This is a genomic window from Clostridium sp. SGI.024 (assembly GCF_050315195.1).
Classification (GTDB): Bacteria; Bacillota; Clostridia; order Clostridiales; family Clostridiaceae; genus Clostridium.
Map to the genome: position 1 here is coordinate 1 of NZ_JBNPON010000006.1, position 20,662 is coordinate 20,662.

General features: G+C 27.6%; 20 protein-coding genes and 1 riboswitch. All 20 genes read left to right on the forward strand.

Going from position 1 to position 20,662, the window contains the following annotated elements; genetic code table 11:
* Positions 1-178: 178 nt before the first annotated feature.
* Positions 179-976 (forward strand): sigma-E processing peptidase SpoIIGA, encoded by a 798-nt coding sequence (locus ACQRD5_RS03195; protein WP_291631426.1) that lies wholly within the window; start codon positions 179-181, stop codon positions 974-976.
* A 2-nt stretch (positions 977-978) separates the two neighbouring features.
* Positions 979-1,686 carry an RNA polymerase sporulation sigma factor SigE gene (sigE, locus tag ACQRD5_RS03200; protein ID WP_291631425.1) on the forward strand — a complete coding sequence of 236 codons (708 nt, stop codon included), beginning with the start codon at positions 979-981 and terminating at the stop codon, positions 1,684-1,686.
* Positions 1,687-1,766: 80 nt separating this feature from the next.
* Positions 1,767-2,540 (forward strand): RNA polymerase sporulation sigma factor SigG, encoded by a 774-nt coding sequence (sigG, locus tag ACQRD5_RS03205; RefSeq protein WP_291631424.1) that lies wholly within the window; start codon positions 1,767-1,769, stop codon positions 2,538-2,540.
* 66 nt (positions 2,541-2,606) lie between these two features.
* Positions 2,607-2,918, forward strand: a complete 312-nt coding sequence (locus ACQRD5_RS03210; protein ID WP_291631422.1) for a YlmC/YmxH family sporulation protein — start codon at positions 2,607-2,609, stop codon at positions 2,916-2,918.
* A 75-nt stretch (positions 2,919-2,993) separates the two neighbouring features.
* A complete protein-coding gene (nrdR, locus tag ACQRD5_RS03215; protein WP_291631427.1) occupies positions 2,994-3,449 on the forward strand; it encodes a transcriptional regulator NrdR in 456 nt (151 codons plus the stop codon).
* A gap of 194 nt (positions 3,450-3,643) precedes the next feature.
* Positions 3,644-4,381, forward strand: a complete 738-nt coding sequence (pgeF, locus tag ACQRD5_RS03220; RefSeq protein WP_291631420.1) for a peptidoglycan editing factor PgeF — start codon at positions 3,644-3,646, stop codon at positions 4,379-4,381.
* A gap of 12 nt (positions 4,382-4,393) precedes the next feature.
* Positions 4,394-5,092 (forward strand): response regulator transcription factor, encoded by a 699-nt coding sequence (locus ACQRD5_RS03225; protein WP_291631416.1) that lies wholly within the window; start codon positions 4,394-4,396, stop codon positions 5,090-5,092.
* Between the two features lie 2 nt (positions 5,093-5,094).
* Entirely contained in the window at positions 5,095-6,792 is a 1,698-nt protein-coding gene (locus tag ACQRD5_RS03230; protein ID WP_291631414.1) for a HAMP domain-containing sensor histidine kinase, read from the forward strand.
* Between the two features lie 184 nt (positions 6,793-6,976).
* A complete protein-coding gene (locus ACQRD5_RS03235) occupies positions 6,977-7,834 on the forward strand; it encodes a phosphate ABC transporter substrate-binding protein (RefSeq protein ID WP_427746508.1) in 858 nt (285 codons plus the stop codon).
* Positions 7,835-7,890: 56 nt separating this feature from the next.
* Positions 7,891-8,778, forward strand: a complete 888-nt coding sequence (pstC, locus tag ACQRD5_RS03240) for a phosphate ABC transporter permease subunit PstC (protein WP_294169326.1) — start codon at positions 7,891-7,893, stop codon at positions 8,776-8,778.
* Between the two features lie 2 nt (positions 8,779-8,780).
* Positions 8,781-9,605, forward strand: a complete 825-nt coding sequence (gene pstA, locus ACQRD5_RS03245) for a phosphate ABC transporter permease PstA (RefSeq protein WP_291625269.1) — start codon at positions 8,781-8,783, stop codon at positions 9,603-9,605.
* 25 nt (positions 9,606-9,630) lie between these two features.
* Positions 9,631-10,395 (forward strand): phosphate ABC transporter ATP-binding protein PstB, encoded by a 765-nt coding sequence (gene pstB, locus ACQRD5_RS03250; RefSeq protein WP_291625267.1) that lies wholly within the window; start codon positions 9,631-9,633, stop codon positions 10,393-10,395.
* A gap of 21 nt (positions 10,396-10,416) precedes the next feature.
* Positions 10,417-11,073, forward strand: a complete 657-nt coding sequence (gene phoU, locus ACQRD5_RS03255) for a phosphate signaling complex protein PhoU (RefSeq protein WP_291625260.1) — start codon at positions 10,417-10,419, stop codon at positions 11,071-11,073.
* Positions 11,074-11,341: 268 nt separating this feature from the next.
* Complete coding sequence (locus tag ACQRD5_RS03260) at positions 11,342-12,673, forward strand: DUF512 domain-containing protein (RefSeq protein WP_291625258.1); 1,332 nt, start codon at positions 11,342-11,344, stop codon at positions 12,671-12,673.
* A gap of 2 nt (positions 12,674-12,675) precedes the next feature.
* Positions 12,676-13,992 carry a ribosome biogenesis GTPase Der gene (gene der, locus ACQRD5_RS03265; protein WP_291625256.1) on the forward strand — a complete coding sequence of 439 codons (1,317 nt, stop codon included), beginning with the start codon at positions 12,676-12,678 and terminating at the stop codon, positions 13,990-13,992.
* A 3-nt stretch (positions 13,993-13,995) separates the two neighbouring features.
* Positions 13,996-14,991: an NAD(P)H-dependent glycerol-3-phosphate dehydrogenase gene (locus ACQRD5_RS03270; protein ID WP_291625254.1), complete on the forward strand. Its 996-nt coding sequence runs from the start codon at positions 13,996-13,998 to the stop codon at positions 14,989-14,991.
* A gap of 186 nt (positions 14,992-15,177) precedes the next feature.
* Positions 15,178-16,656, forward strand: a complete 1,479-nt coding sequence (gene spoIVA / locus ACQRD5_RS03275; protein ID WP_291625252.1) for a stage IV sporulation protein A — start codon at positions 15,178-15,180, stop codon at positions 16,654-16,656.
* Positions 16,657-16,988: 332 nt separating this feature from the next.
* Entirely contained in the window at positions 16,989-17,981 is a 993-nt protein-coding gene (locus ACQRD5_RS03280; RefSeq protein WP_291625250.1) for an asparaginase, read from the forward strand.
* 45 nt (positions 17,982-18,026) lie between these two features.
* Positions 18,027-18,128, forward strand: a riboswitch (purine riboswitch).
* Between the two features lie 86 nt (positions 18,129-18,214).
* A complete protein-coding gene (locus ACQRD5_RS03285) occupies positions 18,215-19,582 on the forward strand; it encodes an NCS2 family permease (protein ID WP_291625249.1) in 1,368 nt (455 codons plus the stop codon).
* A gap of 189 nt (positions 19,583-19,771) precedes the next feature.
* On the forward strand, positions 19,772-20,653 hold the full coding sequence (locus ACQRD5_RS03290) for a YicC/YloC family endoribonuclease (protein ID WP_291625248.1): 882 nt from the start codon (positions 19,772-19,774) through the stop codon (positions 20,651-20,653).
* Positions 20,654-20,662 lie beyond the last annotated feature (9 nt).

The following is a 20,662-nucleotide window of genomic DNA, read 5'->3' on the forward strand; positions in this document are numbered from 1 at the left end:
TTTTTATTTTTAAACATATTAATAAATATGGTTTAACTTTGTTAGTTTTTATTAGAATATTTTTATAACTGTAATTAAATGTAATAAATTATAGATGAAAATAAAAAAAACAGTGAGTTATTATGACAAAATTTTGAAAAGAAACAGTTTATAATTTAAGTACAAGGGGGGAATGAAAATGGTTATATATATTGATATACTTTTAGCTGAGAATTTTATAATTAATTTATTTTTGTTGTTAATATCGTTAAAGATTTTAAGATATAAATATTTTAAAACAATTTATTTAGCTGCAATTTTGGGATCGCTATATACTTTATCTTTATTTATGAATAGTGATATATTAGTATCTTTACCCTTTAAGTTTATTGTAGTTATACTTATGATTATGATTAGTACTAAAAATATAAATATATTAAAACTAATAAAATCAGGAGCTACATTTATTATATTGTCATTTACATTGTGTGGAATAGCTTTTGCATTTTCTATGGTTGAGAATTACAATAGCTTTTTTGAAAACTATTCAATTAATAATTATTCTATAAAGTATTTATTATTATCACTTATGTTACTTTATATAGTTATAGTTAGGGTAGTTGATTATTTAAAAGACAGAGCTTTATTAAATAATTTTATATTTGATATAGAAATAACAAATAAAGAATCATCTCTTATTATTAAAGGCTTATTAGATACTGGGAATGGTCTTAGAGAACCAGTTACAAATTTACCTTGTATAATAATCGAAAGTGATTTACTTAAAGCATTTGATATAAAAAATCATGAGGAGTTTTTGATACCCTATAACACTATTGGTGAAGAGGGAGATTTAAAAGGTTTTAAATACAATAAAGTGAGAATTAGAGGAGAAAACAAAGATTGGAAAAATGTGGAGGTAATAGTTTGCATTTGTAAAAATAAATTAAGTAAGAATAATGAATTTAATGCATTATTATCAAGAGGAGTAATATAGTTATGATAAAAATAAGAATATTGATAAATAGAATTATACAAAAATTGAGGTTTTTAAAAAGTGAACTTTATTATGTTGGAGGAAGCGAAGCTTTACCTCCTCCACTTAAAAAAGATGAAGAAGAGGAACTAGTTAATAAATTGATTCAAGGTGATGAATCAATAAGAGATATTCTTATTGAAAGAAACTTAAGATTAGTTGTGTATATTGCTAGAAAGTTTGAAAACACAGGTTTTGGAGTTGAAGATTTGATTTCTGTTGGAACTATAGGGTTAATAAAGGCTGTAAATACTTTCAACCCTGAAAAAAAAATAAAACTTGCAACGTATGCATCTAGATGTATAGAAAATGAAATATTGATGTATTTAAGAAGAAATAGTAAGGTGAAAGCTGAAATTTCATTTTATGAACCATTAAATATAGACTGGGATGGGAATGAACTTTTATTATCAGATATTTTAGGTACTGAAAATGATATAGTTTATAATTTGATAGAAGATGAAATTGATAAAGAATTATTATTTTTGGCTCTTAAGCATTTAAATGATAGAGAGAAGGAAATTGTAAGATTAAGATTTGGTTTAAATGGAGCAAGAGAAAAAACTCAAAAGGAAGTAGCTGATATGCTTGGTATATCACAATCCTATATTTCTAGGTTAGAAAAGAAAATAATTAATAGATTAAAAAAAGAAATCAATAAGATGATTTAGTTTGTCTTTAGTATAAAACATATCACTCTCGGGGATACTTTTTAATGCAGTATGATATTACTTCCGAAGGGGATGATAACTTGATTATTAATAAGGTAGAAATCTGTGGTGTTAATACTTCGAAACTACCTATCTTAAAAGAGAAAGAAAAAAGAGAATTGCTATTAAGGATGAGAGATGGGGATAGAAGTGCAAGAGAAATATTTATAAAAGGCAATTTAAGATTAGTTTTAAGTGTAATACAAAGGTTTAATAATAGAGGAGAAAATGTAGATGATTTATTTCAAGTAGGGTGTATAGGCTTAATGAAGTCTATCGATAATTTTGATTTAGGTCAAAATGTTAAGTTTTCAACCTATGCTGTACCTATGATAATTGGTGAAATTAGAAGATATCTAAGAGATAATAACTCAATAAGAGTAAGCAGGTCATTAAGAGATATAGCATACAAAGCTTTATTAGTAAGAGATAAATTAATAAAGGAAAATAATAAAGAACCAACTGTTTCACAAATAGCAAAAGAATTGAATTTACCTAGAGAAGAAGTAGTATTTGCATTAGATGCCATTCAAGATCCAGTATCCTTATATGAACCAATATATCATGATGGTGGAGATGCAATATATGTTATGGACCAATTAAGCGACTCTAAAAATACTGATGAAAGTTGGCTTGAAAATATATCAATAAAAGAAGCGATGAAAAAGTTAAATGATAGAGAAAAGCTTATATTAACACTAAGGTTTTTTAATGGTAGAACACAAATGGAAGTAGCTGATGAAATAGGAATATCTCAAGCTCAAGTATCAAGATTAGAAAAAACTGCATTAAAGCATATGAGAAAATATGTTTAGAGCTCATTTATGAGCTCTATAAAAATAAAATTAAGTGTACATGCTTTATAACTTAAGGAGGTTTATATGGGTTTTTTTGATAATGTTAAAGTTGAAGATGAGAAAATAATAGATGAAAATGAGTTTTTATTACATTCTTTAAATGCTCTAAGAACAATGGAAGTAATAGATATTAAAACAGGAACAAAACTTGGATTTATTAAAGATTTTGTGATAGACACTAAAGAAAGTAAAGTAGTATCTATATTACTACCTGGGATGGCAAAAGGTTGGTTTACTAAAGACGAAGATATAGAAATACCTTGGGATAAAGTGAAAAAAGCTGGAATTGAAGTTATATTAGTAGATAGTACAGATATAGAAACATTAAAATTATAAAAAAATATAGAAATAATTGAGTAAAATATGTATAATTTATACTAGGCAAAAGAAACTAAGAAAGGCGTGAAAAAGATGAGATGTCCATTTTGCTCATTTGAGGAAAGTAAGGTGGTAGATTCTAGATCAACAGATGATAGCACTACAATAAGGAGAAGAAGAGAGTGTCTAAAATGTGGTAAAAGATATACTACATATGAAAAAGTAGAAGATATTCCAATTTTAGTTGTTAAAAGAGATTCAACTAGAGAAAATTTTAATAAAGAAAAAATTATAAATGGTCTTATTAGAGCTTGTCAAAAGAGACCGGTATCTAGACAACAAATTGAAGATTTAGCAGAAGATATCGAAAAAACAATTTCTAATAAAATGATAACAGAGGTTAATTCTAAATTAATTGGTGAAATGGTAATGGAAAGATTAAAAAATGTTGATGAAATATCTTATGTAAGATTTGCTTCTGTATATAGAGAATTTAAAGATATAAATACTTTTTTAGAAGAAATAAAAAGTTTAGTTTCCAAAAAGTAAAAACTGTTAAAATGATTTTTATCATTTTAACAGCTTTTATTTTTTTTATTTTATAGGAATTTATAAAAAATAACCTTCTGAATAATTTTTTATAAGTTAAAAATAAGTTAAATAATTAAATAGTAGTTCAAAAAAATAGATAATAGACTTAATCAATGGTAAAATATATTAAAACATTTAAATGAGGTGACTAAATGATTAGATTATACAAAGAAGATTTTAAAAGAGAAAAGGATTTTCTTATTTATGATTTAGGAAAAATAAATGTAGTTTTTTCAACAGCAGAAAATAATAGAAGCTTTAATAGACATACGGATTATGGAGTAGAGAATTTAAATAGCATAGTAGAGGATTTAGAATTAAGTAATATCCAATATTTAAATCAAATTCATAGCGATAATGTATTTATATACAGTAACTTAAAGGGAGATATAAAAAATAAAGAAGGAGATGCTTTAATAACAAATGAAAAAAATACTGCAATAGGTGTTTTTACAGCAGATTGTGTTCCTATTATTATAGTAGATGTAAAAAATAATATTATTGCATCTATTCATAGCGGTTGGAAAGGAACTTTTAATTCAATAGTTATAAAAACTTTAGATAAAATGAGAAAAGAATTTAATATAGATATAAATGAGACAAAAGTATTTATAGGTCCTCATATAAGGCAATGTTGTTATGAGATATCTGAAGAATTAAAAAAATCTTTTATTGATAAAACAAAAATAGATGAAAAAATATTATTTAAAGATAGAAATTTGAGTATGGAGGAATGTATACTAAAGGATATAAGAGAATTTGGAATAAAGGAAAGTAATATTTACTCTTTAAAATTGTGCACTCACTGTGAAGAGGATATTAATTTATATTCTTATAGAAAATCAGTAGGAACTTATGGAAGATTATTTTCATTTGCTTTTATAAAGTAAGGGGGGATAGGAATGGCATCAGAAAAAATACTAGTGGTAGATGATGAAGATCATATTGTTGAATTAATTAGCTATAATTTAATAAATTCTGGATATAGTGTTCTTACAGCAAATAACGGAATAGATGCTGTAAGAATAGCAAAGGAAGATAATCCAAACTTAATTTTATTAGATTTAATGATTCCAGGACTAGATGGATATGATGTTTGTAAAGCTATTAGAAGTGATGTAAATACTAAGAATATATCAATAATAATGTTAAGCGCTAAGGGTGAAGAGTTAGATAAAATATTAGGATTAGAACTTGGAGCGGATGACTATATTACAAAACCATTTTCTATAAGAGAACTTCTAGCTAGAATTAAGGCAATACTTAGAAGAACAAAGTCTTTATCTGAAAGTGAAGAAATATATAGATGTAATGATATGTGTATCAATTTTGAAAGAAGAGAGGTTACTATTTTAGATAATAAGATAGATTTAACTTTAAAGGAATTTGAATTACTTGAAATATTAGTTAAAAATAGAGGGAAAATATTAACTAGAGAAACTCTTTTAGATAAAATATGGGGTTATGAATATGTTGGTGAAACAAGAACTATAGATGTTCATATTAGATATTTAAGAAAAAAAATTGAGGTAGATGATAAAAATCCAAGATTTATTGAAACTATAAGAGGAGTAGGATATAGATTTAATCCTAACAATTAGTTATGAAGAAAAGAATAGTAGTATCATCATTAATAACAGTAATATTTGCATTGATAGTAGTGACTTCTTCTTTCATAGCATTATTAAATGTTAAAGAAATAGAAAGAACAAAAGATATTCTATCAAGTTATAATGATATGGTTATAAGACATATTAAGCTAGGAGATGATGACTTAGTTGGTTTTAAAATTAATAATTCTAGAGTTAGATTTACAATAGTAGATAAAGCAGGAAATGTAATAAAGGATTCAGAAAATAATAATCTTGAAAATCACTCTAGTAGAGAAGAAATAATAGGTGCTTTTAAGAATGGGAAATCAACTTCAACAAGATATAGTAGGACTGAAGGCGTTAATGTTATTTATTATGCAACAAAAATAGATGAAAATACAGTATTAAGATCCTCAGTTCCTATAAGTAATATTAAATTTTTTACTGAAGGCTATATAAAATATTATCTTATAATAATAATCTTTGTTATTTTATTATGTTTAGGACTTTCCTTAAAATTAATTAGAGCTATTATATATCCTTTAAAGGAATTAGAAATAGTAACTGATAAAATTGCTAATGGAGATTATAGTAGAAGAGTTGATATACATACAAATGATGAAATTGGATCACTAGCCAATACTTTTAATAATATGGCTGATCAACTTAATTCAAAGATTATAGATTCAATAGATAAACAAAACAAGTTAGAAGCTATACTAGAAAGTATGGAAAGTGGTGTAATAGCAGTAGATAATAAACAAAATGTTATTTTAATAAATCCATATGCTCAAAACTTATTAGGAATTAATAAAGATATTATAGGTAAGAATATATCAGAATATATCATTGATTATGATATTATTTCTTTTATGAGAAGTATACATGAGATTGAAACAAAGGAAATTAAACTTATGCATCCTATTCCAAGGGAGCTTAGGATAAAAAAATCACCTATAATTAATACTAAGAAAATACCAATAGGAGTAGTTTTATCTATTTTAGATATTACTGATATAAAAAGACTAGAGAATATTAGAAGCCAATTTGTTGCAAACGTATCTCACGAACTTAAAACTCCCTTAACATCTATTAAGGGATTTGCAGAAACTTTAAAATATGTTGAAGATATTGAAACTAGAAATAAATTTTTAGACATTATAGATAAGGAAACAGAAAGATTAACAAATTTAATAAATGATATATTAGTTTTATCAAATATAGAAAATAACAAAATGAAAGAAGAGGAATTTAATCCTTCTGAAGTTATAGAGGATGTAATTAATATGTTTATTAATCAAGTTAATAATAAAGATGTTGAGATATATTTTCATGATAAAGGAAGTAATGTGCTTCTTGGAGATAGAGATAAATTTTATCAAATGATGTTAAATTTAGTTGAAAATGCAGTGAAATATTCAAATAATAAAGCAATAATTAATATAAGAACTTATGAAAGTCAGTATTATGAGTATATAGAGGTAGAGGATAATGGAATAGGAATTCCAAAAGAAGACTTACCAAGGATTTTTGAAAGGTTCTATAGAGTAGATAAGTCACGGGCAAAAGGAGGAACTGGATTAGGATTAGCTATAGTAAAGCATATTGCTAAGATGTTTAATGGAGAAGTTTATGTGGAGTCAGTACTTAATAAAGGCACAAAATTTACTATTAAGCTTAGAAAGATTAAAAAATTAAATGAATTATAGAACTAAAAAGTTGTTCCAAAAGCAATTATAAATTGTTTTTGGAATAACTTTTTTTATATATTTGTTAAATACATTTAACATAATCCTAACTTTTCTTAACATACAAATAATATTTACTTAACCTTTAAAGATTAATATTAAAATGTAAGATAAATTAATAAAATATTAATTTGGAGGAGTAAATATGAAAGGAAAGAGTTTAAAAATTATATGTACAGCATTATTAGTAAGCATAGTGGGACTTAGCTTTTATGGTTGTGGAAATTCTTCATCTGAAGAAAATGGTAGTTTAGAGAACTCTAAAAATAAAGAAACTATATCTATTTCTGGATCAACATCTGTTGGACCATTAATGGGGAAGCTAGCGGAAAGCTATGAAAGTAAGAATAGTAATATCTCCATAGAAATAAATGAAGTTGGATCATCAGCAGGAATTAAGGATGCTATAAATGGTGTTTCAGACATAGGAATGTCATCAAGAGAACTAAAATCTGAAGAAGCAAGCTTGCTTAAAGCAACAACAATTGCTTATGATGGTATAGCTATAATAACAAACAAAAATAACCCAATTAAAAATATAACTATTGATGAAATTAAAGATATATATACAGGGAAAATAACAAATTGGAATCAAATACAAGATGGAGAGGATTCACCAATAGTTGTAGTATCAAGAGAAGAAGGTTCAGGAACTAGAGAGGCTTTCCAAGAAATAGTTAGATATAAATCAGAAGAGTTAATATCAAATGCAATGATTGCTAATGCAACAGGAGCTGTTAAACAAATGATTATAGGGAATAAAAATGCAGTAGGCTTTGTATCTTTTGAATACTTAGATGATGAAGTAAATGTGGTAAAGGTGGAAAATGTTGAGCCAAAGGCTGAATTAGTTCAATCTGGGGAATATAAAATATCAAGACCCTTCCTTGTAGTAAATAAAGAAGGTAGCTTAAGTGAAGAGGGGCAAAAGTTTATAGACTTTATTTTAAGTGAAGAAGGCCAAACTATGGTTAAGAATAACAAAGCAATTCCAGTTAAATAACTGATTTATTAAGAATGTTAAGGTGTGCATTCTTAATTTTATAGGAGAGGATAAACATGTTAAATGTTAATAGAAAAAATAATGGTAAGTACATTATAGAAAGTATTTCAAAAGGAGTGTTTTTAGCAAGTGCTCTTATTGCAGTAATAAGTTTAGTAGTAATTATAGGATTTGTATTTTATAAAGGATTAACACCATTTATTAATAAAGGGTATTCCTTTAGTGATTTTTTCTTTGGTACTAAGTGGGTACCAAGTTCTGATAAATATGGAGTTATGCCTATGGTAATTGCATCAATACTCGGAACTTTAGGTTCTTTAATAGTTGGTGTACCAATTGGTATTTTAACAGCTATTTTCATAGCAGAAATTGCACCAAGAAGAGTGGGAAGGATTATATCAGGAGCTGTTGAACTTTTAGCTGGAATTCCATCAGTATTATATGGGCTATTTGGTCTAGTAGTAATAGTTCCTTGGATTATGAATACATTTAATCTTCCTAAGGGGCAAAGCCTATTAGCAATAATAATAGTTCTATCAATTATGATGTTACCAACAATAGTAACAGTTTCAGAAACTGCAATAAGAGCAGTTCCTAAATCATATAAGGAAGGATCATTAGCTCTAGGAGCTTCACAGATAGAAACAACATTTAAAGTAGTTGTTCCAGCAGCTAAGTCAGGGATTTTAGCAGCTGTAGTGTTAGGTATAGGAAGGGCCATTGGGGAAACTATGGCAATAATATTAGTAGCAGGAAATTCTCCAATTATCCCCACATCTATTATGGATTCTGTAAGGCCACTTACTACTAATATAGCCTTAGAAATGGGATATGCTTTTGGTACTCATCAAGAAATGCTATTTGCAACAGGTGTTATATTATTCTTATTTATATTAATGTTAAACTTAGTGTTAAGTAAACTTTCTAGTAAGGAAGGTAACTAGTTATGAGAAAATTTAAAGAAAACGTATTAAAAATATTACTATGGCTATCTGCAGCCATTACAGTGGGTATGTTAATTTTCATATTAGGATTTATATTTTTAAAGGGATACAAATTAATAAATATAGATTTCATTACCCAAAATTATTCTGCTTTAGGAGATGGTGGGATTTTACCTATGATAGTATCTACTTTATATACTGTATTTATTTCAATAATAGTAGCAACCCCTATAGGAATATTAGCAGCCATTTATTTAACAGAATATGCTAAGCAAGGTAAGATTGTAAAAATTATTAGATTTGCCACAGAAAGCTTATCTGGAATACCATCAATTGTTTATGGATTATTTGGATCAATATTTTTTGTAGTTACATTAAAACTTGGGTATTCATTACTTGCAGGATCTCTCACTGTTGCAATTATAATATTACCTGTAATTATTAGAACTACAGAAGAAGCTTTAAAAGCTGTACCACCAGCATATAAAGAAGCATCATTAGGTCTTGGAGCAACTAGGTTTCAAACTCTTTATAAAGTAATAGTTCCAAGTGCTATACCAGGAATATTAGTTGGTGTAATATTATCTGTTGGACGTGTGGTTGGTGAGTCAGCAGCTATCTTATTAACAGCAGGTACAGTTGCAAAGATGCCAAAGGGAATTATGTCTAGCGCAAGAACTTTAACAGTTCAATCTTATTTAGTAACTCAAGAAGCCGGTGATATAGGACAGGCAGCGGCAGTTGGAATAGTCTTAATAGTTATAATACTTTTATTAAATATATTAGCAAAGATAATAAGTAAGAAATTTAATAAGGCAAATTATTAATTTATAAATACTAAGAGGTGTAAGTATGTCAAAAGAGGATTTAAAAAAGATTCAAGTGAGAAATTTGAATTTATATTATGGAGATAATCATGCTTTAAAAAACATAAATATAGATTTAGAAGAAAATAAGGTTACAGCATTTATTGGACCTTCAGGATGTGGGAAATCTACATTTTTAAGAACAATTAATAGGATGAATGATTTAATCGATAATGTAAAAATAGAAGGAGAAATCTTTGTTGATGGAGAAGATATATACAAAAGTAAGGATGTTATTGCATTAAGAACAAAGGTAGGAATGGTTTTTCAAAAACCAAATCCATTTCCAATGTCTATTTATGATAATATAGCTTATGGACCAAGATTACATGGTATAAAAGATAAAAAATCCTTAGATGAAATAGTTGAAAAAAGCTTAAAAGGAGCTGCTCTTTGGGATGAAGTAAAAGATAGACTTAAGAAAAGTGCTTTAGGATTATCTGGAGGACAACAACAAAGGCTTTGTATAGCAAGAACAATAGCAGTTTCTCCAGAAATAATATTAATGGATGAACCAACTTCTGCTTTAGATCCAATTTCTACAAATAAAATGGAAGAATTAATGGAAGAATTAAAGAAAAAATACACAGTAATAATAGTTACTCACAATATGCAACAAGCAGGAAGAATTGCAGATAAAACAGCATTCTTTTTAAATGGCGAGATAATTGAGTATGGTGCTACAGAAGATATTTTCTATAAACCTAAAGATAAGAGAACAGAAGATTATATTACTGGAAGATTTGGTTAAAATTATTAAGAGGTGAGAAAAATGATGAGAGAAGTAATGAGTAATAAGATAAAATTACTTAATTCAGAATTAATTGAAATGGCAAGTTTAGTAGAAAAACAAATATATGAAAGCATGGTTGCATTAAAAAATCAAGATGTGGAATTAGCTAAAGAAGTTATAAAAAATGATGATAAAGTAGATGACCTGCAAAAAATTATAGAAGAAAAATGTATAAAATTTATGGCTACAGAATCACCTTTAGCAAGAGATTTAAGAAGTATTTATACAACAACTAAAATTGTAACTGATCTTGAAAGAATGGCAGATTATGCTGTTGACATATGTAAGATAGTTCCTAGGATAAAGGGAGTAAATTTCTCAGATGAAATAACTCCAATTTGGGAATTAGTTGATATTGTTAATAATATGATAAAATTATCTATAGAAGCATATATAAATGGAGATGATAAGGCAGCTTATGAAATTTGTCATATGGATGATAAGGTAGATGCAATTTATCAAGGGATGTTTAGTATAGTTCTTAAAAAGATGGGTAAAGAAACTGAAATGATAAATCAAGGTACTCAAATACTTTTTGCTTCAAAGTATTTAGAGAGAATTGGAGATCATGTAACTAATATATGTGAATGGATAATATTTTCTAAAAAAGGTAATTATGTTGATTTAAATGAATAAATATCACCTTCAGTATATAAGGAGCTGAATATTATATCACATTGACTTGGATTTAATTCAAGATTACAAGGAAATAATATTTAGTTCCTTTTTATTGACTAGAATTTATTAATAATGTAATATAACATCAAGTGATTATTAAAATTAGGGTAACTATGCTTATAAGAAAATTAAAAAATTTAAATTATTATTATAAAAATATGTCTGATTTTATAAATATAAATTTTCGTCAATAATATAATATTGACGGATACTGAGGTGAAAAAAAGTGAAAAATTTAATTAAAAAAGTTGATGTAGGAAGTATAGCTGAAGAAGTTGGTATTGAAGTCAACGACGTATTAATATCAATTAATGGTACTCCTATTGAGGACATTATAGATTATAAATTTTTAGCCGTAGATGAAGAAGTGGTTCTTGAAGTTGAAAAACCGGATGGGGAAATTTGGGAATACGAAATAGAAAAAGAATATGGTGAAAATTTAGGGCTTGAATTCCAGGGTGGAATAATGGATAAGGCAAAAAGATGCTCTAATAATTGTATGTTTTGTTTTATTGATCAGAATCCAAAAGGAATGAGAGATACTTTATACTTTAAAGATGATGATTCAAGATTATCATTTTTACAAGGAAACTTTGTTACATTAACCAATATGAAGGATGAAGATATTGATAGAATAATAAGATATAAAATAAGTCCTATAAATATTTCAGTACATACTACAAATCCAGAACTTAGAGTTAAGATGTTAAAAAATAGATTTGCAGGATCTATTATGGAAAGACTTAAGAAATTAAGAGATGCAGAAATTCAAATGCATGCACAAGTTGTATGTATACCTAACATAAATAATGGTGAGGAATTAAGAAAAACTGTAACTGATTTATATGAATTACATCCTCATGTAAAAAATGTAGCAGTAGTTCCAGTAGGTATTACTCAATTTAGAGAAAATTTACCTAAGCTAGATACCTTCAATCATGAATCAGCAAAAAATGAAATATTGATGATTGAAGATTTACAAAAGAAGTATATTGAAGAAACAGGAGCTCCATTTGTAAGACTTTCTGATGAGTTTTATATAACAGCAGGAATAGATGTACCAAATGAAGAATTTTATTCAGAGTACGATCAGCTTGAAGATGGAGTAGGAATGATAAGATATTATAGAGAAGTTGTAAAAAGATCTATAGAGTTTTTAAACAAAGATCTAAAGGGAAGTTTTTCTATGGTAACTGGAGAATTAGCTTATAATGAAATAAAAAGATCAGCAGACCTTATAATGAAGCATAATTCTAAAATTCATATAGATGTATATAAGGTTATAAATAACTTCTTTGGAAATACTATAACAGTAGCGGGGCTTTTAACAGGTACTGATATAATAGATCAGCTAAAAGGTAAAATTAAAACAGATTATTTAATTATGTCAAGTAATATGTTTAGAAAAGGTTATGAACTAGCTCCAGCTGATATGGTTATGTTAGATGACTTAAATATTCATGACATAGAAGAAGCTTTAAATGTTAAGGTTATAGTTTGTGATTATACAGGTGATGACCTTATTGATTTAATAAATGCAAATTGTAAGGAGGACTAAAAATGGCAAAACCAATAGTTGCAATAGTTGGAAGACCAAATGTAGGGAAATCTACTTTATTTAATAAATTAGCAGGTCAAAGGATATCAATAGTACAAGATACTCCTGGAGTAACTAGAGATAGAGTATATGCTCAAGCTGAGTGGTTAAATCATAATTTTACAATGATAGATACAGGTGGTATTGAACCAGAAAGAGAAGATATAATTGTTAAGCAAATGAGAAGACAGGCTAATATTGCTATAGAAACAGCAGATGTAATAGTATTTGTTGTTGATGGAAAGGAAGGATTAACACCAGCTGACCATGAAGTAGCAAGTATGCTTAGAAAAAGTAAAAAAGAAGTTGTTTTAGTAGTAAATAAAGTAGATAACTTAAAAGATGAAGATAATGCTTGGGAGTTTTATAATTTAGGTATTGGTGATCCAATAACTATATCAGCATCACAAGGATTAGGACTTGGAGATATGCTTGATAGAGTAGTTGAGAACTTCGATAGATTTAATGAAGAAGAGGAAGAAGATGAATATATAAGAATAGCTATGATAGGTAAGCCTAACGTAGGTAAATCATCTTTAATCAATAGATTACTAGGAGAGGAAAGATTAATTGTTTCAAATATTCCTGGAACTACTAGAGACTCAATAGATAGTACTTTAGAAACTGATATTGGTAAATTTGTACTAGTAGATACTGCAGGTCTTAGAAGAAAGAGCAAGGTTAAGGAAGAGATAGAAAGATACTCTGTAATAAGAACTTATACAGCTATAGAAAGAGCAGATGTATGTATATTAATGATAGATGCAACTGAAGGAGTAACTGAACAAGATGAAAAAATTATAGGTTATGCTCATGAAATGAATAAAGCCATTATGGTTATAGTTAATAAGTGGGACTTAATAGAAAAAGATGATAAGACAATGCAAAGATACAAAGAAGACTTAGAAATGAAGTTAAAGTTCTTAAAATATGCGAAGTACTTATTTATTTCTGCAAAAACTGGTCAAAGAACACATAAAGTTTTAGAAATAGCGAAAGAATGTTATGATAATTATTCAAAGAGAGTTCCAACTGGGATATTAAATGAAGTTATAAATAAAGCTGTATTAATGAAGGAACCACCAATTGTAGGTCTTAAAAGATTGAAGATTTACTATGCAACACAAGTAGCTTCTAAACCACCTAAATTTGTATTCTTTGTTAATGATTCAAATGCAAAACATTTTTCATATGAAAGATATATTGAGAATCAATTAAGAGATAGCTTTGATTTTAGTGGTACTGGACTTCAAATAGAGTATAGAGAAAGGAAGGAATAATTTATGAGTAATGTGGCTTTTTTGGGAGGAGGTAGTTTCGGTACTGCCTTAGGGATATTATTAGCTAATAAGGGATATGAAGTTAGCATCTATGATAGAGATAAGTCTGTAGTGGATGATATAAATTATAATAGGAAAAATGATAAATATATCAAGGAACTGAAAATACCTAAAAATGTCACTGCTTATAATGATTTGGATGATACATTAGAAAATGCTAAGTATGTAGTTTTGGCTGTGCCTTCACATGTTATAAGAGCAATTTCTAACTCGCTAAAAGGTAAGATTGATAAAGATGTTATAGTAATAAGTATAGCCAAAGGTATTGAAGAAGGTAGCAATTTAAGATTATCAGAAGTTATAGCAGAAGAGTTACCAAACAATAAAGTGGTAATTTTATCTGGACCAAGTCATGCTGAAGAAGTAGCATTTGATATTCCAACAACGGTTGTTGTTTCTTCTAAAGATGAAAAGGCTTCAAAGGAAGTACAAGATTTATTTATTACGAAAGAATTTAGAGTATATACAAATGATGATTTAGTAGGTGTTGAAATAGGAGGAGCCGTTAAAAATATAATTGCTTTAGCAGCAGGAGTTTGCGATGGAATTGGATATGGTGATAATTCTAAAGCTGCACTTATGACAAGGGGAATGGCTGAAATAGTTAGAATTGGTATAAAATTAGGTGGTAAGCCAGAGACTTTCCTTGGACTTACTGGAATGGGAGATTTAATAGTTACATGTACTAGTCTTCATTCTAGAAATAGAAGAGCTGGTTTCTTAATAGGAAAAGGTGAGAGCGTTGATGAAGCTATCAAAGATGTAGGAATGGTAGTTGAAGGAATTAAAGCTTGTAAAGCCTTTTATGAATTAAAAGAAAAATTAGATATAGAAATGCCTATTACTGATGTTTTATATAAAATTTTATTTAAAAGTAAAGATCCTAAAGATGCAGTAGTTGAACTTATGGAAAGAGAAAAGAAAAACGAAATATATTAAGATTAATTAAATAAGGGAAATTTATATCCACTATAAAATTTCAGATATTAATGTCTGGAATTTTATAGTGGATTTTTTATGGTAAATAAATATATTTATATATAATAAGTTAAAAAGAAAAAAGTTGTATATTTTTTTGGGCTTTAGAATATATATATAGTGTTAAAAATAATAGGAGGGTACACTGTGGACAGCTTTAATATATACAAAGATATAGCTGAAAGAACACAAGGGGACATATATGTAGGCGTTGTTGGACCTGTTAGAACTGGAAAATCAACATTTATTAAAAAGTTTATGGACCTTATGGTAATACCAAAGATTGATAATAATTATAAAAAGGAAAGAGCTAAAGATGAATTACCTCAAAGTGGTTCAGGAAAAAGTATTCATACTACAGAACCTAAGTTTGTACCTAATGAGGCAGTAGAAATAACAATTGATGAAGATATAAAATTTAAAGTTAGAATGGTAGACTGTGTTGGTTATATTGTAAAAGCTGCAATAGGCTACATGGATGGAGAAGAAGTCAAGATGGTAAATACTCCATGGTATGAATATGAAATACCTTTTGAAGATGCTGCAGAAATAGGAACGAGAAAGGTTATTACTGATCATTCTACTATAGGTCTTGTAGTTACTACAGATGGAAGTATAACAGGTATTGAAAGAGATGAGTACTTAGAAGCAGAGGAGAGGGTAATAGATGAATTAAAGGCAATCAAGAAGCCATTTATAGTGGTACTTAACACAAAACATATAAATTCTCCTGAAACTAGAGCTTTGAAAAAAGATCTAGAAGATAAATATGATGTTACAGTTCAAGTTATGGATGTAGCTAATATGAATGAAAATGATGTGGAAGATATTTTTAAACATGTACTTAAAGAATTCCCAATTAAGGAAATAAATATTGATATGCCTTCTTGGGTTGAAAAATTGGAGTCTGATAATTGGCTAAAGAAAGATTTCTTTAATATTATCAAAAAAATGTGTGAAAATATTAATAGGGTAAGAGATATTAAATCTTTTGTGAATTTATTAGGAGATGAAGAAAATTTAGCTCCTATTGAAATGAATTCAGTTAAATTAGGAGAAGGGACGGCTAATATAAAATTAAAACCAAAGGATGGAATATTCTATAATATATTAAGTGAAATGTGTGATTTGGATGTTAAATGTGAAAGTGATTTATTAGCTTTAATAAAGGATTTAAATTTTGCTAAGAAGGAATATGATAAGATAAAAGATGCTTTAAATGATGTTAGAGAAACTGGTTATGGTTTGGTTCCACCTCAACTTTCAGAAATGAAATTTGAAGAACCAGAAAAAATTAAACAAGGAAATATGTTTGGAGTAAAATTAAAGGCTTCAGCTCCATCATTGCATTTTATTAAAGCTGATATTAGAACAGAAATAAGTCCTATTATGGGGTCAGAAAAAGAAAGTGAAGAACTTGTAAAATCTTTAATGGATCAATTTGATAATGATCCCACATCTTTATGGCAAAGTAATATGTTTGGAAAGCCTTTAGAAGTGCTTATTAGAGAAGGATTGCAAAATAAATTGTATAAAATGCCAGAAGATGTACAGTTAAAAATTCAAAAGACATTACAAAAGATAATAAATGAAGGTAGTGGGGGATTGATTTGTATTATACTTTAGAATATTAGGGTTGGCATAAAAACCAACCTTTTTTGTATAATATTATTAGTATTTTACAGATGAATAATGTATCCTATAACTAATTGAAAGATAGATAGTAGATTAGATAGTTGTAAATTAATTCTTTGGAGATAATTAAATAAGTTGAAAGATTAATATAATAAATATATAATGTACAGAGTAGATTTTAGTAATTATATTTGTTAAAGAAATGTAGGATATAGTGCCTACAACAAATAATTTTAATTTGAACTTTTGGGTAACCAAGAGTTTTATTTTATTTATATAGATATATTAATGATATTATGTATTATAAACTTTAGGAGGAAATTATGAAGAAAGTAGCAGTTGTATTTAATGGTGGAACTATATCTATGAAAGTTGATGAAAGGATTAAAGCAGCAGTGCCAAGTTTAACTGGAGAAGAAATAATGTCTATGGTAACAGGTATTGAAAATTATGCAAAAATAGAATCATACAGCTTTTCTAGCAAACCATCACCACATATGACTATAGAAAATATGTTAGAACTTAGCAAATTTATAAAAGAGCTTATTAATAGAGAGGATATTGATGGAGTTGTATTAACTCATGGAACAGATACTTTAGAAGAAACAGCATATTTTTTAGATTTAACTATTGACACAGAAAAAGTTATTGTAGTTACAGGTGCTATGAGAAGTAGTTCGGAACTAGGCTATGATGGACCATTTAATTTAGCTACATCAATTTGTACAGCTATTTCAGAAGATGCAAAAGGAAGAGGAGTATTAGTATGTTTTAATGGTGAACTTAACTCTGCAGCTGAAGTTACGAAGGTAAGTTCTATGGCTCTTAATGCCTTTAAGACTCCAAATTTTGGACCAATTGGAATAGTAGATAATAATAAAGTTTTATTTTATAGGAATACTATTAAACATAGAGTTTATAATGTAGAAAATATAAAAGATAATGTAGCATTAATAAAATGTGTTGCTGGAATGGATTCTGATTTTATAGACTTCGCTATAGAAAAAGGATATAAAGGTATAGTTATTGAAGCTTTAGGAAGAGGAAATGTACCACCTACAATGGTAAGCGGAATTAAAAGAGCTCTCAATAATAATATTCCAGTAGTAATTGTATCAAGATGTTTTGAAGGTAGAGTACACGAATCTTATGGATATGATGGTGGTGGGAAAATGCTTAAGGATTTAGGAGTGTTTTTTGAAGAAAGTATGCCTGGTCAAAAAGCGAGAATTAAGTTAATTGTAGCACTATCAAGTGAAAAAGCTATAGATATCAGAGAATCATTTCTTAATAATACGAATTTTACACTAATATAGTATATATTTATACGGAAATATTGACAAAAATAATACCGAGATATATAATAATGTTCGGAGAAGGCTTATATAATTTTTATAATAAGGGTGAAAAGTTTCTATCAGGATTCCGTAAATATATTTACTATTAATTCAATGCTAAAAATACACTAACTTAGCATATACAAAACCCTTAAGGTATATTAATGATAATCTTAAGGGTTTTTATAATTATAAATACAAGGAGGATAAAAATGAAAAATTCTTCAAAAAAAGAAGGTTTATTACCTATATTAACAAATGAGAATGTTAATTTGAAAAAAGAAATTGTTGCAGGTATTACAACGTTTTTAACAATGGCATATATAATAGCAGTAAATCCTAATATATTATCAGCTGCTGGAATGCCAGCAGGTGCATTAGTAACATCAACATGTTTAGCAGCAGCTATAGGTTGTATTTTAATGGGTATTTTCGCTAATCTTCCATTTGCTTTAGCGTCAGGAATGGGGCTTAATGCATTTTTTGCTTATTCTGTTGTAATTGGAATGGGAATATCATGGCAAATGGCTTTAACTGCTGTTTTTATAGAGGGTATTATTTTTATTATCTTATCAATATTTAAGGTAAGAGAGGCAGTTGTTAATTCAATTCCTATGACTATGAAACATGCAGTAACAGCTGGTATTGGAATATTCATTGCTTTTATAGGTATGGTTGGATCAGGTTTAGTAATTAATGATGAGTCAACATTAGTGAAAATGGGTGAATTTTCTCCAACAGTGATAATAGCTTTAATAGGAGTAGTTATTATTGCAGTTTTAGATAAGAAAAAGATTAAAGGCTCTATATTATTTGGAATATTAACTAGTACATTTCTAGCTTGGGGATATGCTTTAATAAAACCTGAAGCAGCTATGAACTTAGGTATATATTTACCAACAGGTTTATTTAAGTTTGAAAGCATTGCACCAATAGCAGGAAAAATGGATCTTACACATTTATTCAACAGAGAAACTGTAGGACAATTAATTGTTGTTGTTTGTACATTCTTATTTGTGGACTTTTTTGATACAGTTGGAACATTGGTTGGTGTTGCATCAAGAGCAAATATGTTAGATGAAAAAGGAAATGTTCCTAATGCGGGAAGAGCTTTATTAGTAGATGCAGTTTCAACAACAATAGGAGCAGCATTAGGAGTATCTACTGTTACTACATATGTTGAAAGTTCAACAGGTGTAGCTGCAGGTGGTAGAACAGGATATACTGCTATTACTACTGGATTATTATTTTTAGCTGCTATGTTCTTTTCACCAATTTTTATTGCTATACCTTCATGTGCTACTGCACCGGCTTTGATATATGTTGGATATTTAATGCTTGGCGCTGTAAAGAATATTGAGTTTGATAATATAACAGAAGGTGTGCCAGCCTTTTTAACAATTTCATCTATGGCTTTAACATATAGTATTGGTGATGGTTTGACTATAGGGATATTGTCATATGTAATTATTAATATAATTTATAATTTATTCTGCAAAGAAAAAGAAAAGAAAACTAATTTATCTATTGTGATGATTATTTTAGCTATAATATTTATAATAAAATTAATTTTTATATAAATATTAGTTTTAAATTTTATTTAATAAAATATAAGGAGTTATATTCAATTGTAGAAAATAATATAACTCCTTATATTTTTTTTATTAAAATGTTAATATTTTGTGAACAAATCATTGACATTTTTATTAGAAAAAATTATATTGGATATAGTCTAAAAACAGTATAAAAATATAGTCTTGGAGGAGAATATGGTTAAAAGTATGACTAGCTTTGGAAGAGCTAGCAATGAAGAGGGAAGTAAGCATTTGTTTTCAGTTGAAATGAAAAGTGTTAACAGCAGATATTTAGATGTTAATGTTAGACTACCTAAAAGTATTATTTCATTAGAAGAAGAAATAAGAAAATTAGTTAATTCAAAGCTTTCTAGGGGAAAAGTAGATATTTTTATTAATCAAAAAAGCTATTCTCAAGGGGATGGATTAGCAAAGCTTAATTTGAGCTTAGCACGAAGTTATTATGAATGTTTAAAAGAAATTGAAAAGGAAATTGGAATTAAAAATGACATTACAGCTACTCAAATTGCAAGATTTCCAGATGTAATTGAAATAGTGGAGAAAGAAGATTCAATTGAAGAAATTTGGATGTTAATAAAGCCTCTTATATCATCTTCTTTAGATATGATGGAGGAAATGAGATTAATTGAAGGTGAAAAATTAAAAGAAGATATATTATTAAAATTAAAAGAAATAGAATCTATAGTTAATAAAATTGAAGTAATTTCAGATGTAATACCTGATACGTATAAGAAAAAGTTGGAAACTAGACTTAAAGAACTTTTAGAAGCAGTTGAAATAGATGAAGCTAGAATTGCACAAGAAGTAGCAATTATTTCTGATAAAGCTTCAGTAGATGAAGAAATTATAAGATTAAGAAGTCATTTAAATCAAATGAGAATTACTTTAAATGAAGGCGGTCAAATAGGAAGAAAACTTGACTTTATAATTCAAGAAATGAATAGGGAAGCAAATACTATAGCTTCAAAATCAAGTGATATGGATATGACTAATTATGTCATTAACATAAAAAATCTAATAGAAAAAATAAGAGAACAAGTGCAAAATATAGAATAAATAGGAGGA